General features: G+C 57.6%; 14 protein-coding genes. 12 read left to right on the forward strand and 2 right to left on the reverse strand.

Annotated features, from left to right (window positions below):
* Positions 1-14: 14 nt before the first annotated feature.
* Genes PM2_RS24215 through PM2_RS24225 form a run of 3 tightly spaced genes read left to right on the forward strand, consistent with a single transcriptional unit; the run spans position 15 to position 1,191 of the window.
* The gene (locus PM2_RS24215; protein ID WP_028699789.1) at positions 15-233 is read left to right on the forward strand and encodes a hypothetical protein; all 219 of its coding nucleotides are present in this window, start codon (positions 15-17) and stop codon (positions 231-233) included.
* The gene (locus PM2_RS24220) at positions 230-676 is read left to right on the forward strand and encodes a structural protein P5 (protein WP_028699790.1); all 447 of its coding nucleotides are present in this window, start codon (positions 230-232) and stop codon (positions 674-676) included. The genes PM2_RS24215 and PM2_RS24220 overlap by 4 nt, the downstream gene beginning before the upstream one ends.
* Complete coding sequence (locus PM2_RS24225) at positions 673-1,191, forward strand: DUF2514 family protein (protein WP_028699791.1); 519 nt, start codon at positions 673-675, stop codon at positions 1,189-1,191. Before PM2_RS24220 ends, PM2_RS24225 begins: the two co-directional genes overlap by 4 nt.
* A gap of 336 nt (positions 1,192-1,527) precedes the next feature.
* On the opposite strand, the gene PM2_RS24230 is transcribed toward PM2_RS24225, so the two are convergent.
* Positions 1,528-2,370, reverse strand: a complete 843-nt coding sequence (locus PM2_RS24230; protein WP_023464844.1) for a hypothetical protein — start codon at positions 2,368-2,370, stop codon at positions 1,528-1,530.
* A 604-nt stretch (positions 2,371-2,974) separates the two neighbouring features.
* Here PM2_RS24230 and PM2_RS24235 point away from each other — a divergent pair.
* A complete protein-coding gene (locus PM2_RS24235) occupies positions 2,975-3,229 on the forward strand; it encodes a helix-turn-helix transcriptional regulator (protein ID WP_023464843.1) in 255 nt (84 codons plus the stop codon).
* A gap of 326 nt (positions 3,230-3,555) precedes the next feature.
* Positions 3,556-4,524, forward strand: coding sequence for a YagK/YfjJ domain-containing protein (locus PM2_RS24240; RefSeq protein ID WP_028699792.1), 969 nt, complete (start codon positions 3,556-3,558; stop codon positions 4,522-4,524).
* 512 nt (positions 4,525-5,036) lie between these two features.
* Here the strand turns inward: PM2_RS24240 and PM2_RS24245 are convergent.
* A complete protein-coding gene (locus PM2_RS24245; protein WP_010487132.1) occupies positions 5,037-5,657 on the reverse strand; it encodes a glutathione S-transferase family protein in 621 nt (206 codons plus the stop codon).
* 388 nt (positions 5,658-6,045) lie between these two features.
* Between PM2_RS24245 and curR the strand changes: the two genes are divergently transcribed.
* The 7 genes from curR to PM2_RS24275 all read left to right on the forward strand — a co-directional run bounded on the left by curR (position 6,046) and on the right by PM2_RS24275 (position 13,357).
* Entirely contained in the window at positions 6,046-6,639 is a 594-nt protein-coding gene (gene curR, locus PM2_RS24250; protein WP_028699793.1) for a TetR family transcriptional repressor CurR, read from the forward strand.
* Positions 6,640-6,751: 112 nt separating this feature from the next.
* Complete coding sequence (gene curA / locus PM2_RS24255) at positions 6,752-7,786, forward strand: NADPH-dependent curcumin/dihydrocurcumin reductase (protein WP_010953413.1); 1,035 nt, start codon at positions 6,752-6,754, stop codon at positions 7,784-7,786.
* 120 nt (positions 7,787-7,906) lie between these two features.
* Positions 7,907-8,149, forward strand: coding sequence for a hypothetical protein (locus PM2_RS30300; RefSeq protein WP_004574300.1), 243 nt, complete (start codon positions 7,907-7,909; stop codon positions 8,147-8,149).
* Between the two features lie 99 nt (positions 8,150-8,248).
* Complete coding sequence (locus PM2_RS24260) at positions 8,249-8,710, forward strand: (2Fe-2S)-binding protein (RefSeq protein WP_010953414.1); 462 nt, start codon at positions 8,249-8,251, stop codon at positions 8,708-8,710.
* 1 nt (position 8,711) lies between these two features.
* The gene (locus PM2_RS24265; RefSeq protein WP_028699794.1) at positions 8,712-10,904 is read left to right on the forward strand and encodes a xanthine dehydrogenase family protein molybdopterin-binding subunit; all 2,193 of its coding nucleotides are present in this window, start codon (positions 8,712-8,714) and stop codon (positions 10,902-10,904) included.
* 10 nt (positions 10,905-10,914) lie between these two features.
* Positions 10,915-12,135: a cytochrome c gene (locus tag PM2_RS24270; protein ID WP_023464840.1), complete on the forward strand. Its 1,221-nt coding sequence runs from the start codon at positions 10,915-10,917 to the stop codon at positions 12,133-12,135.
* A 13-nt stretch (positions 12,136-12,148) separates the two neighbouring features.
* On the forward strand, positions 12,149-13,357 hold the full coding sequence (locus PM2_RS24275; RefSeq protein ID WP_010953417.1) for an XdhC family protein: 1,209 nt from the start codon (positions 12,149-12,151) through the stop codon (positions 13,355-13,357).
* Positions 13,358-13,367: the final 10 nt, after the last annotated feature.

Raw genomic sequence — 13,367 nt, forward strand, 5'->3', positions numbered from 1 at the left:
CCTGGAGAAAACCCATGCCTTTCATCGTTATCGACCGCACCAATGCCCTGGGCCCGCTGCGCACCGTGGAATTCGCCACCGAACCTGAAGCAGATGCCGCCGCGCGAGAACTGCTAAACGCGAACCCTGGAAATGAAGTGCTCACCGCCCACCTGGTCAAGCGTTACTCCGCTCAGGTCAGCGTGACCGTTCAGGAGGCCGAAGCGCTGCCAGTAGAGGAGCCAGCTCAATGAGCACTCCTCGCGGCGTACGCAATTGCAACCCTGGGAACATAGACTACAACCCGCGCAACGCTTGGCAGGGCCAGCTGGGGCTGGAGGAGGGCGTGGCTAAGCCGCGCTTCGCTCGATTCGACCAGGCCGAAAACGGCATCCGCGCCCTGGGCAAGCTGCTGCTGAACTACCGGAGCAAGGACGGTATGCCCGGGGTTGGCCGCCCAGGTATCGACACCCCGCTAGAGTTCATCAGCCGGTGGGCGCCGTCCAGCGAGAACAACACCTTGGCCTACGCCCAGGCCATTGCCAAGCGCCTGGGCGTTGGCGTGCGCGATTCCATCGACATCTCCAAGCCGCAAGTGCTGCGCGAAGCCGTGGTCGGCATCATCGTCCACGAGAACGGCGGCAACCCGTACAAGGCAGAGGTGATCGACGAAGGCATTCGGCGGGCGCTGGCATGACCTGGCTTGGCGCGGTTCCGGCCTGGTGCTGGTGGCTTACTGCTTTGGTACTGATCGCAGGTGGCCAGCAGTACCGGGTGGTGGTTGCCCAAGGCGAAACCGGCACTGCCCGGAGCGAGTTGGCCGACTACCGCCTGCAGGTTGCCGAGCGCGACAGGCGCACCGCGGCCCAAGCCCGACAGGAAGAACAGCGCCGCCAGGCTGTGGCGGATGAGGAGGGTGAGAGTGCACGACAGAAACTGGAACTGGCCCAGGGCCGCGCCGCTGCTGCTGAGTCTGCTGCTGGCGGGCTGCGCGGGGAAATCGACAGACTGCGGGCCGGCCGATCAGCCACCTGCGACACCATCGCTGCCCAGCAGCGCAAGGCAGGAACCTCTGCCGTCGTGGTGCTCGGGGGATTGCTTGAAGACGCTGACCGAATGGCGGGCAGCTGCGCAGCAGCGCTTGAGCGAAGCCGAATAGCAGGACTGGCGTGCGAGGCTGTAGTCGATGGAATCCGCCGTGGCGGTGAGTAGCTATATAAAGGAAGGGAAGCGGTCGGCAGAACGCCGTGGGCGGGCTGGCCTTGGCCAGTGACTTTTGAAGTGACTTCGCTCGGATGCGTCCGGACGCGTGAGGCTTCGTTGCAGCGAAAGCAGGGCCGGAAATCCTGTGTTTTCATGCCGTTACGTAGGCTTGGCATGCATGGGGTGCAAGGGGTCGAGTGTTCGAATCACTCCGTCCCGACCAAAAAACCCTAGAAAACCCAGTCACTTAACGGTGACTGGATTTTTTTATGCCTGATGGTTTTCTGTCTCGCTCGAATTTTGTGCCACTTTTTGTGCCACTGGGCTTTCGTGGCTCCAGATGGCTCATCTGGAGGGTTGTTTCGGGAGATACAGCTCGTGCTGTTCCTCGCCTAGGATAAGCATCTCCAAGACCTTGGTTCTGGATAGCTGGTGCTCTTCAGCAAGCTTGTCCAGGAGCGCATTGACGCTCAGGGGGAGCACAAAGTTGTATTGCTTCTTCTCGACAGCCTTCTCGCGCGTTTTTTGCGTGCTCCAGCGCCTCTTAATTTTGTCGACGTAGAGTTCCTTTTCCTCGTCGGAGGCTCCGCTATGGTCGAAGAACTCCAGCAGCTCAGTGAGCTTTGTAAAGGGCTCGGCGCGCCACGTTAGCCTGGGCTTGTTTTTCTCAAGCCAACTCCATGCCAGAGCGCATTTTGTGCGTTCGTCCTTGTCTTTGAACCAGCTGAAGATCCTGTCTGACCGCGCGTGCTCGGTCCAGGCGTCTGATAGGCGCTTCAATGCACTCTCTTTCTGGCCGAAATCTCTGTCCCAGAGATCGAACAGTGCAATCAGTTGCTCCCTGTCAGTGAGTGTGCGGAAGACACTGCTACGTATTCGCAGTCCTGTTTTATTCCCTGCTTGAGCGGCGAGCCATTTTGGTTGTCGTCCGCTTTTTTCGACCCAGCTGAATGCCTCCTCCGGTAGCAGCTCGCTATCCCGTGCTCGTACTAGGCCCCTCGTGACGCGAGGATTCCTTCTGAGTGCTCTAGCAATTTGGTTTCGCATGGTTTGGCTGTTGAGCTGGCACTCATCCATCTGAATGCTTTCCCTGCTTTCCAGGAAAAGCCATAGCCACGTTACCTCCCGTTCAGTCAGACCCCACCCGGGAAGCTCCTCAGAAAGCAAATCCATCTCATTTACAGCCATTTATCTATTCATTCCTAGCACATAAAAAGTACAAATTAAGTTAATCAGGAGATAGGTAATAGTCAATGAAATGAATCATGAAAGAACATCTGTAGATGATTTATAGATGTATGAAATCTTGTATAACCCAGATTTTACATGGCTTCAACGTAGCTATAGGCATGTAAATGCCAGTAGCAGAACGGTAAGCATTGGCTGAAATTCATGCTTTTTTCGGCAGCTGCGCTTCGTCCGACAAGCATTCAGCTGCTGGGTGATTTTCAGTCAGCTGCTGCTAGCAATGACGTGGTGCTCAGTCAGTTTGTTCTTGCTGGTTAGGGAGGGGCACCCCGGAGGCTTCACGTGCCTTGAGGCTATGTGTGGCGCCCGAGCGGGACTTTCACTGTTCACAGGAGGGCGGGCAAGTGAGCTGCCCCTGTATTGCATTTGTCTGTTGCGGTTGGCTTAGCTTCGGATTCGTCGGCTGCCGCCTGTGCCAGGCCGCCATGATTACTTTCCCGCAATGGATGGCTGCCTCGGGCGTGCTTGCCTACAGGGCTGGCTTTGGGTCGGTTCTTTTTTAAAACCCTTGCACATCCTCTGAGCCATAGAGGAGTGCCTGCTCATGCGTATAATGCGATTGAAAGAAGTAATCGATACGACTGGTCTTGCCAGGTCAACTATCTACAAATACATCGCGGACGGAATCTTCCCGAAACCGGTTAACTTAGCTCCTGCCGGCATGGATATGCCGAGTACCCGAGGCGTGGGGTGGATCCAGTCAGAGGTCGATGATTGGATCCTGGCAAGAATCGAGGAGCGGGATATGGCTGAGGGATCCGCCACACGTCCAAGCAACCATTTGAGCGTCGCCAAGTAAACTTTTCCGCCATGATCGGCTTCGCTGGTCATGGCGCTTATGCCGTTTCTGGTAGGGCTCTGCTCTCAGCTAACTCTCCCAAAGCTCAGTACGGAAAATCTCTCGACAGGCTTGGCAATGTTGCTCCCTATTTCCCGCCCAGGTCTGGAGGGACGGCTCTGGTCAGGGCTGCATCTATTGATATAGCTATTAACTACCAGCTCTTACTAATCGATAGCAACCATCACTACCCATCACTACTGACTACCACCAGAGGGAAAGAACACCAGTAAAAAGAAACACACCACGTGCCTGGTATGCACCAACAACCAATCAGGTACTCACCGATGAACAACCGTAAGCACAACACCCACCTCTCCCAGTCCGACATAGCCCTGCAGATCGAATCACTCGTTCAGGCTATCGAACACAGCGACACTCCTGCATTCCGGATCACGCACAAGCGCTCAGGCTATGAGCAGGTCGAGCAGACCAGACTCTCCCGGTACTTCACCAACGTCCAGCAGATGTACAACCTGTTCGATGATCGAGTGCCGTACGACTACAGCGAGCACCTGTTAGCGTTCCGGGAAGCCTGTGACGACATCGGTCTTCAGCGTTCACCCAATGGTCCTGTCTGCATGAGCGAGACGGAGACGTACTGGCTCAGTCATCACCAGAGCATGAACGTCCTGACCGCACGGATCCGTGAACTGACACGAGAGCAGTGGTATCGGCGTAGGAAGTGGGACCGGCAGCAGTTGGCCAAGCAGCAGGATAGGGAAATCACCGAGTACACGGATGCGATGATGAGCCGATACTCGCGTACCGCGATCATCAGGTTGAACCTGTACTACTGGTCTGAGGCACAAGCCAGGCTACGTATCGAACAAGTGTTCAATCACTTGGATGCCCTGATTACCAAGCACCACCGCCATCCGATCTTCGAGCATCTTATCGGATACATCTACGCCGTTGAGCAGGGGGATCGAAATGACGGCAGGGGTTACCACATCCATGCAGCCTACTTCTTCAATGGCAACATAGTGTGCCGGGATGTCTGTAAGGCAACTAGGATTGGCAAGCTGTGGGAGGAGATCACTCGTCGTCAGGGCTATGCCCACAGCTGCAACCATGATAAGGAACAGTACGGCGACAAGCTAGGCATCGGCCAGATCCATAGGGAGGATCAGTCGAAGCGGCCTAATACCCACGAGGCAATGAGGTACCTGGTCAAGGACGATCAGCACCTGCGCTTGAAGCCTGCGGGGGCTCGCTGTCTGCGCAAGGGGACTCTTAGTCGTTCTCGTCGGTGATGGTTCGGTGCTGCTTGCTGAGCTGGTATGAAAGCTACGGGCCTCGACACCTATGCGTGGTGCCATCAAAATAGCCCTAGTGCCGCTTCCGCTTGATATATCACCCCTCGAAGGTGTTGAACTGGGACGCAAGAATTTTATTCAGCCTTCTCCATTCGGTTCTTGAAATATTGCTGCTAGCCTCAGGGCAACAGTGTCGATTCTACGGTCTGAGTGGCAACGCAGAATATCGTTGAAATGCTCGTCGGTGTTATTGAAGGGATGCCCAGGGGTTAGTTCGAAAGTTTCTCCTCGTGGGTCAGATATATCCCATGATCGGTGGTCCGTGAGCTAGAAGTTGGGCTATTTGCTGGCTGATATAGAGAAAGTGCGTCTGTAAAAAAGCAAAAACCCGGGTCGAACCCGGGTTTTCGGTTGAGTCACTCGGTTGAGTCCTTTTGGGGTATGAATTGAGCAATGCTGCTCTCAGACCGGCGTTGGTTTCTTGGAGGCTTTTTTTTGCGAAGCCAGGTTTAATTGGCATCTATATCCAGTGCTCGCTTGTAACTTATCTGATTTTCAATATTAGTAATATAGCTTTCGATATGTGGAAATGCACCGCTAGACTTGAGCAGATTAAGTGCGCCTTTCACTACAAAACCCAGCATGAAGTCTGCTCCTGTGAGTCTGTCTTCGACTAAAAATTTTTTATTATTCAAGTGATTGTTTAGGTATGAAAAAACTTTGTTGAATTCAATTTCTGCATAGTTCTTGAGGAATTTTAGGTCGGTTCCGGATCGTGTTTCGAACTCATTGAATATTTTAAGTAGGAGCGGGAGCATCGCTGAGCTCTCTGAGAAGTGTATCCATTGTAGGTAGTCAATATATTCTGGACTTTTTTCGTTTGGTGCTAGATGGGGGGCGAATTCTTTAATCAAAACTTCTGTAATCGACCCTGACTCCGCAATTATCTTGCCGTCGAGCTCAATAACCGGAGATTTGCCTAGCGGGTGAATGTCCTTCAGGGTTTCGGGGGCCAGATGGGTTTCTTTATCACGCTGATACCGAATGATTTCATATGGTTGGCCTATTTCTTCCAGTAGCCACAGAATACGAAACGACCTAGAATCATTTAGATGGTGGAGTTTTATCATCGTTATTACGCCTTGTAAGTTATCGTGGGAGGGAAGGTGTGCTTTGTATGAGGGATCTCGGCAGGGGGGGGCAGCAACCGGCGATCAAAATTTTATCTGTCACTAAGCGACCAGTCTACTGGCATGGCAAGCTGAGTGCGGCGATGCCCTTTAGGTTCCCTCCGGATCCACTGAGGTCTCTATCCAGCGGCTTTCCTTCTGGGCACGAGCGAAGGGCGGTTTGAAGGTTCCCCGTTAGCTTCAGGTAGGTGCTTCGCCGTACTGTGCCGCCATGAGCTCGCTGTGTGTGGGTTGGTCTGTATACTGTCTGAGTGTCATCAAGAATGGCTAACAATTCTCTCAGAAATTCACTATAGACGACTGGTCTATTTATTGATACATTAATCCGATGAAACTACGTTACGACGATACGCGTCAGCATCTACTCGATACCGGCCACCGCATGATGGTGGTTAAGGGCTTCACTGGTGTGGGCCTTAACGAGATTTTGCAGGCCGCTAACGTGCCGAAAGGCTCGTTTTACCATTATTTTAAGTCCAAAGAGCAGTACGGCCAGTCGTTGCTTGAGGATTACTTTCGCAATTATTTGGCGAGCATGGATGAGCGTTTTGCCGTCACGGGCAACACGGCTCGCGAGCGCCTGATGGGGTATTGGCAGAAGTGGCTAGACAGCTACTGCGAGCCCTGCGACGACCAGAAGTGCCTGGTGGTGAAGCTGAGCGCAGAGGTAGCTGATCTTTCGGAGCCCATGCGCCTCACGCTGCGCGATGGTGCAGATCAAATCATTGCGCGGATTTCTGAATGTATTGAGCAGGGGCAGCGAGACGGTTCTCTGGCAATGGGCGATGCTTTCCACACTGCGACGGCCCTTTACCAGTTGTGGCTCGGTGCGAGTCTGCTGAGCAAGCTACACCGTAATAGTCGGCCGCTGGAACACGCCATGGCCACAACTCAGACCATTCTGACCTCTGACAACATCTGATGGCGCGGTTGCCCACCTGTTGGTGGGCATTTTTTTCACTGACCAACTAGTCGACTGGTCTAATTCGGGTGATCGAGACAAGCCCAACTTCAGCAACCCCAGGAGTTTGCACATGCCCCAATCAAAGCTAATCAATCGGCGCGTCGTTCTGGCCTCACGTCCCCACGGTGCGCCTCTCGAAGCGAATTTTCGCATTGAGCAAAGCCCCATTCCTGAGCCAGCAGAAGGGCAGGTTCTGTTGCGTACCGTTTACCTCTCACTTGACCCTTACATGCGTGGTCGCATGAGTGATGCACCGTCCTATGCTGCGCCGGTGGAAATCGGTGGAGTGATTGTGGGTGGCACTGTATGCCGTGTGGAGGCTTCGAAAAACCCGGCCTACAAGGTCGGTGACTGGGTGCTGTCCTTTGCTGGCTGGCAGGACTACACGCTGTCCGATGGAAGCGATCTGACCGCGTTGGGTGAGTCGCCGGCGCATCCTTCTTATGCCTTGGGCATCTTTGGCATGCCGGGCTTCACCGCTTATATGGGCTTGCTCGATATTGGCCGGCCGCAGGCGGGTGAAACCCTGGTGGTGGCGGCGGCCACCGGGCCGGTCGGCGCGACTGTGGGGCAGATCGGCAAGATCAAGGGCTGCCATGTGGTCGGTGTCGCCGGTGGCGCGGAAAAATGCCGGCATGCGGTCGAGGTGCTGGGTTTTGATGCCTGTCTAGATCACCGTGCGCCGGACTTCGCCGAGCAACTGGCCAAGGCCTGCCCGGCAGGTATCGACATCTACTTCGAGAATGTCGGCGGCAAGGTCTTCGATGCGGTGCTGCCGCTGCTCAATACCAAGGCCCGAGTGCCCGTCTGCGGCATTATTGCGCACTACAACGATACCGCTTTACCCAACGGGCCAGATCGTTTGCCTGCTTTGATGGGCAGCATTCTGCGCAAGCGTATTCATGTGCAGGGTTTCATTATTTTTGATGATTACGGCCACCGCTACAACGAGTTCTTTAACGATATGTCGAGCTGGTTTGCGCAGGGCCGGATTAAATACCGTGAAGAATTAGTGAGTGGTCTGGAGGAGGCGCCTAAGGCCTTTATCGGCCTGCTCGAGGGGCGAAATTTTGGCAAGTTAGTGGTTCGCGTCAGTGAGGACTGATTGCCGCTTGTTGGGATAACACAGGTTATTGCTCTGCCAGCTCAAGCTCCTTGCTGGTAGGGCTTTTTTATTTAAAAAATCCAGATTGCTAAGTTACAGGCAATGCCTGCAGGGGGAGTTATGCATACACCCAGTAAGCGCTCGCATAAAATAAACGCCATGTTCTGGCGTGTAGTGGTTGGTTGTCTGGGGCTTTACCCAACACTCTTGTTGGTGCTGAGTGTATTAGCCCCGCTGACCCGTGATCTGAGTTTCCCGGTAATGGTGCTGGTGGAAGTGCTGGTATTGGTGCCTGTCACCCAGCTTATTTCCTTTCCATTGGCCGGGTGGCTGGTTGCCCGTTTAAGGCGAATAGATTCGTGAGGGCATGACGCTGTTTAAGTCTGCCTCACGTCGCGCACCCACATGATCAAAGCGATAACCAAGGTTGTCGGCATCAACACTTTAAGCAGAGGAAATACCATGCAAATGTTAATCATTAACGGACAGTCGCAGCAGGTTGACGTTGCCCCCGATATGCCTCTGCTATGGGTCCTGCGCGATGTGCTGGGCCTAACCGGAACCAAGTATGGCTGCGGCATTGCCCAGTGCGGCGTGTGCACCGTGCACCTCGATGGCCAGCCGATTCGTTCGTGCGTGACGCCGATTTCCGCCGTGGCGGGCCGCGCTATCACCACCATTGAGGCCATCGGTGAGACGGTCGTGGGCCAAGCCGTGCAGCAGGCCTGGCTGGCGCATGAGGTGGTGCAATGCGGTTACTGCCAATCAGGGCAGATCATGGCCGCCACGGCGCTGCTGCAGCGCCAGCCGAAGCCCGATGATCAGGCAATTGACGCCGCCATGGCGGGCAATCTGTGCCGCTGCGCCACTTACACCCGGATTCGCACGGCCATTCACAGTGTTGGCCAGGTTGAGGAGGCGTGAGATGAAAAAGCCTAACGAAGTGACTGTTGATATGTCCCGTCGCCGCCTCTTGCAGGGCAGCGGTATCGCCCTCAGTGGCTTGGTGTTGAGTACCTGGCTACCGCCGCTGGTGGCCAAAAGCGCAGCCGCCGAGGCGGCTGCGGCAGGTCGGCTTGGTGATCACTCCGCGGAGGGTTACGGTGCCTTTGTCCGCATTGGCCCCGATGGCGTGGTCACGGTGATCTCGCCGAAAATTGAAATGGGCCAGGGTGCGCAAACCGGTATTGCCATGATGGTCGCCGAGGAGCTGGAAGTGCCCCTGGATCAGGTGGTGATCCAGGAAGCGCCACCGAACTCGGCGCTGTATACCGACAGCCTGATGCAGTTTCAGGCCACCGGTGGTTCGACTTCTACTCGTGTTACCTGGGAGCCGCTGCGTCGGGCGGGCGCTACGGCGCGCATCCTGTTGATCCAGGCGGCTGCTCTGCAATGGCGCGTCGCGCCGAGCCTGTGCCATGCGCAGAACGGCCAGGTGTTTGGCCCCAATGGCCTGCAGGCGGCCTATGGCGACTTGGTCGAGGCGGCTGCGACGCTGCCATTGCCCGACGCAGTGCCGCTGAAAACCCCCGAGCAGTTCAAGTTGCTGGGCACCCCCGCGCAGCGTCTGGATACGCCTGCGAAGGTCAACGGCAAGGCGCACTTTACCATCGACCTGCAAATCCCCGGCATGCTGGTGGCCTCCAGTATCACCTGTCCGGTGTATGGCGGGCGGCTGCTCAACGTTGATGACAGTCAGGCGCGACGAGTGCCTGGGGTGCGCGACATCGTGCGCCTGGACAATGCCGTGGCCGTCACCGCGAGCAACTTCTGGACCTGTCAGCAGGCCATCAGGGCGCTGAAGATCGAGTGGGACCTCGGCCCACATGCCGCGATTGGTTCAGCGCAGTTGGACCAGGAGCTGCTCGTCGCCAGTAGCCGTGATGGCGTGGTCGCCAAGCGCAGCGGCGACATTGAGCAAGCCAAGCAGCAATCGGCTAGCCAGTTCGAAGCGGTTTACGAGCAGGCGCTGTTGTCCCATTCGCCGTTTGAACCCATGAGTTGTGTGGCCCATGTGCGCAAAGATGCCTGCGAGCTGTGGGTCGGCACCCAAGTGCCGGTGTTTGCCCAGCAGACGGCCGCCCAAGTCACCGGGTTGCCCGTGGAAAAAATCCAGGTGCACAACCAATTGATCGGTGGCGCATTCGGCCGGCGTCTGGAGTTTGATTTCATCACCCAAGCGGTGGCCATCGCACGCCAGGTCGATTACCCGATCAAGCTGATCTGGAGCCGTGAGGAGGACATGACCCACGACCTCTACCGGCCGCTGTATGCCGACCGTATGCAGGCCGCCCTCGACGAGCAGGGACGGCCGCTGGGTTGGGAGCACCGCATCGCCGGCGCCTCGATTCTCGCCCGTTATGTCGGCAGCTTGCCGCCCAATGGCGTGGATAGTGATGCCGTGGAAGTGGCGGTAGACCCTATCTACAGCCTGGTGCATTTGCAGGTTCGTTATATCCGCCAGGAGCCGAGCGTTGTGCCCGTGTCCTGGTGGCGCGGCGTGGGCCCGCTGCGCGGCACCTATGCCCTGGAGTGTTTTATTGATGAGCTGGCGCACAACGCCAAAGCCGACCCGGTTGCCTACCGCCTGGAACTGATGGCGGAGCAGCCACGAGCCCAGGCGGTGCTGCGTTTGCTGGCCGAAAAGACTGACTGGAATAAGCCGTTGCCCGCAGGGCAGGGCCGTGGTGTGGCGGTCAGTGCGGTGTTCGGCAGCTATGTGGCGACCCTGGTTGAACTGGAGATGCACGGCGACTTGGGCATACGCATCAAGCGGCTGGTCAGTGTGGTGGATTGCGGCTTTGCGACTAACCCGACCTCGGTTAAGGCGCAGATCGAGGGCGGCACGCTGTTCGGCTTGTCCGCCTCGCTATTCAACGAAATCCTCATCGAAAACGGCCAGGTGCAGCAGACCAACTTCCACAACTACCGGCAGCTGCGCATCAGCGAAGCGCCGGCGGTGGAGGTGCACCTGCTGCCTAGCCTGGAAGCACCGGGTGGCGTGGGGGAGGCGGGTACGGCATTGATTGGCCCGGCCCTGGTGAATGCCTTGTACGCGGCCTCGGGTCAGCGCATCCGTCGCCTGCCGCTGAGCCGCTTCGGCTACTACCCGGTTTAAGGAGCACTTGATGAAATTAATAAGCAACCTACTGACGCTCGCCAGCGCGGCTCTGCTGGCGCAAGCGGCCTATGCGCAAGAGGACTTGCTGGCTAAGGGCGAATACCTGACGCGCGCTGCCAACTGTGTGGCTTGCCATACCGTGCCTGGCGGTCAACCCTTCGCCGGTGGTGTTGAGTTCAAGCTGCCGTTCGGCTCGCTGTTTTCGCCCAACATTACCCCGGACCCGCAAACCGGCATCGGTGCATGGACCGATGACGAGTTCGTCAGTGCGCTGCAGACCGGCATTGGCCGTGACGGCAAGCACTACTACCCGGCGTTTCCCTATACCTCCTACAGCAAAATGTCGCGCGATGACATCCTCGCGATCAAGGGTTATCTCGACAGCCTGCAACCGGTCGAGCAAGCACCGCGCGAAAACCACATCGGCTTCCCGTTCAATCAGCGCTGGGGCATGGTTTTCTGGAATTTGCTGTTCCTTAACGATGAGCCATTTCAGGCGGACAGCCAGCGCTCTGCTGAGTGGAATCGCGGCAAATACCTCGTCGAAGGGCCGGGTCACTGCGGCGAATGCCATTCACCGCGCAACCTGTTTCAGGCTGTCAGCAGCGAGCGCTCGCTGGCCGGTAATCTGATCCAGGGTTGGAACGCCTACAACATCAGTGCCGACCCCGTGCACGGCATTGGTGCCTGGCCCACGGACGTGCTAGCTGGCTATTTGAAGGATGGCGCAGCGCCAGGCCTGGGTTTGTCTTCAGGGCCCATGGCGGAGGTGGTGGAAAACAGCTTGCGCCACCTGACTGACGCTGACCGTCAGGCGATTGCAGTGTTCCTCAAGGACTCGCCACCGCGCAGTGAAGGCGTGCCTCGCCCGCAGCAGGTCACGCTTGCAGAACCGGGCAGCGGCAGTGCACTCGGCAACAAGCTGTTCGCCGAAGCCTGCGCCAGTTGCCACCGCTGGGACGGCACGGGCAACCAGAGCCAGACGGCCATGCTGCTGGGCTTGAAGACGGTCAACGATCCGGCCGCCAGCAACTTGCTCGGCATTCTGTTGAGTGGCCACGGCGCCGCCGACGCCCCAGTGAATCGGCGTATGCCATCGTTCGGCAACATTTATACCGATCAAGAGTTGGCCGCGTTGAGCAGCTTTATGTTGCAGCGTTTCGGCGAGAGTGGTGCGCAGGTTTCGGTGCCGGCTGTGGCTAAGCGCCGGACCGAGTCCCTGCATTGAGCGGAGGTTCTGCATGTCGGGCCTGAACACATTGCTGGATGCGCTCCTGGCCGAGCGCGAGGCTGGCCGCGAAGCGGTGCTTGCGACTGTAGTCAAGGTCGAAGGTTCGGCGTATCGGCGGCCCGGTGCGCGCATGCTGGTGTCGCGCTTCGGCCGGCCCGAGGGCACCATCAGTGGCGGCTGCCTGGAGGCGGAAGTGGCGAAAAAGGCTTGGTGGCTGACCGAAGCCGGGCCGGCGCTGCGCAGCTACAGCACCGCAGAGGCGGATGACGCCAGCGAGGAAGCGCTGAGCTTCGGCCTGGGCTGTAACGGCAAGGTTCACGTGCTGTTCGAGCGCCTGCCGGCCGGCCCTTGCGCCTTGGTCGATGCTTTGCTCAGCGTGCGCGACCGCCAGCAGCCTGCGGCCATCGCCACGGTAATCGTCAGCTCGGGCGCGGCTGCGCCACGCTTAGGCGAGCGTTTGTGCTTGATGCCTGGGCAGGAGGCCGCGGGCGAGTTGCTGCGCTCGGTGCTGGTTGAGCAAATCAGCGCCGACCTGCAGCAGACCTTGCTGCGCGGCAAGTCATCCCGTGGTCTCTACCCGAATGGTCTCGGCGAAGTGGAAGTGCTTCTGGAGTACTTGCCGCCGGTGCGGCGTCTGGTGATCTTCGGCGCGGGCCATGATGCCCAGCCGCTGGTGCGCATGGCCAAGCTGTTGGGTTGGCATGTGACGGTGATCGACGGCCGGGCGCACTTTGCCCGGGCCGAGCGTTTTGCCGAGGCTGACCAGGTGCTGGTCGGCGATGTAGAGCAGCCTTTCGATTACCACGAGCTGGTGCGCGGGGCTGCGGTGGCGGTGATGACCCACAGCCTGGTGCAAGACGCGCATTGGCTAAAGGGTGTGTTGCACAGTGAACCCTGCTATGTCGGTCAGTTGGGGCCGCGTGAGCGCACCGAGCGCTTGTTGGCCGGCATCCACGAACAATTGGCTAAACCACAGGACGAGCTGCCGGGGCTGGAATGTTTGCATTATCCGATCGGCCTGGACCTGGGTGGCGACACCCCGGAAAGCGTGGCCATGGCGGTGCTGGCGGAAATTCAGGCAGTGCTCAACGGCCGCAATGGCGGCAGCCTGCGCTTCAGATCTGCGAGCATCCATGACAGCGACCCTGTGCTGAAGGCTGGCCGGGATCAAACGGATGTTGCGGCAGAAGGTTGTCGGCTGGTGGCCGTGCAGCGTTAACAATTTATCA

Origin of the sequence: Pseudomonas monteilii NBRC 103158 = DSM 14164 (genome assembly GCF_000730605.1) — a bacterium.
Lineage (GTDB): Bacteria > Pseudomonadota > Gammaproteobacteria > Pseudomonadales > Pseudomonadaceae > Aquipseudomonas > Aquipseudomonas monteilii.

What these genes read in the sequence shown, in the direction of transcription:
- PM2_RS24215 (WP_028699789.1), top strand. Translation starts at nt 15, where the DNA reads ATGCCTTTCATCGTTATCGACCGCACCAATGCCCTGGGCCCGCTGCGC.
- PM2_RS24220 (WP_028699790.1), top strand. Translation starts at nt 230, where the DNA reads ATGAGCACTCCTCGCGGCGTACGCAATTGCAACCCTGGGAACATAGAC.
- PM2_RS24225 (WP_028699791.1), top strand. Translation starts at nt 673, where the DNA reads ATGACCTGGCTTGGCGCGGTTCCGGCCTGGTGCTGGTGGCTTACTGCT.
- PM2_RS24230 (WP_023464844.1), bottom strand. Translation starts at nt 2,370, where the DNA reads ATGGCTGTAAATGAGATGGATTTGCTTTCTGAGGAGCTTCCCGGGTGG.
- PM2_RS24235 (WP_023464843.1), top strand. Translation starts at nt 2,975, where the DNA reads ATGCGTATAATGCGATTGAAAGAAGTAATCGATACGACTGGTCTTGCC.
- PM2_RS24240 (WP_028699792.1), top strand. Translation starts at nt 3,556, where the DNA reads ATGAACAACCGTAAGCACAACACCCACCTCTCCCAGTCCGACATAGCC.
- PM2_RS24245 (WP_010487132.1), bottom strand. Translation starts at nt 5,657, where the DNA reads ATGATAAAACTCCACCATCTAAATGATTCTAGGTCGTTTCGTATTCTG.
- curR (WP_028699793.1), top strand. Translation starts at nt 6,046, where the DNA reads ATGAAACTACGTTACGACGATACGCGTCAGCATCTACTCGATACCGGC.
- curA (WP_010953413.1), top strand. Translation starts at nt 6,752, where the DNA reads ATGCCCCAATCAAAGCTAATCAATCGGCGCGTCGTTCTGGCCTCACGT.
- PM2_RS30300 (WP_004574300.1), top strand. Translation starts at nt 7,907, where the DNA reads ATGCATACACCCAGTAAGCGCTCGCATAAAATAAACGCCATGTTCTGG.
- PM2_RS24260 (WP_010953414.1), top strand. Translation starts at nt 8,249, where the DNA reads ATGCAAATGTTAATCATTAACGGACAGTCGCAGCAGGTTGACGTTGCC.
- PM2_RS24265 (WP_028699794.1), top strand. Translation starts at nt 8,712, where the DNA reads ATGAAAAAGCCTAACGAAGTGACTGTTGATATGTCCCGTCGCCGCCTC.
- PM2_RS24270 (WP_023464840.1), top strand. Translation starts at nt 10,915, where the DNA reads ATGAAATTAATAAGCAACCTACTGACGCTCGCCAGCGCGGCTCTGCTG.
- PM2_RS24275 (WP_010953417.1), top strand. Translation starts at nt 12,149, where the DNA reads ATGTCGGGCCTGAACACATTGCTGGATGCGCTCCTGGCCGAGCGCGAG.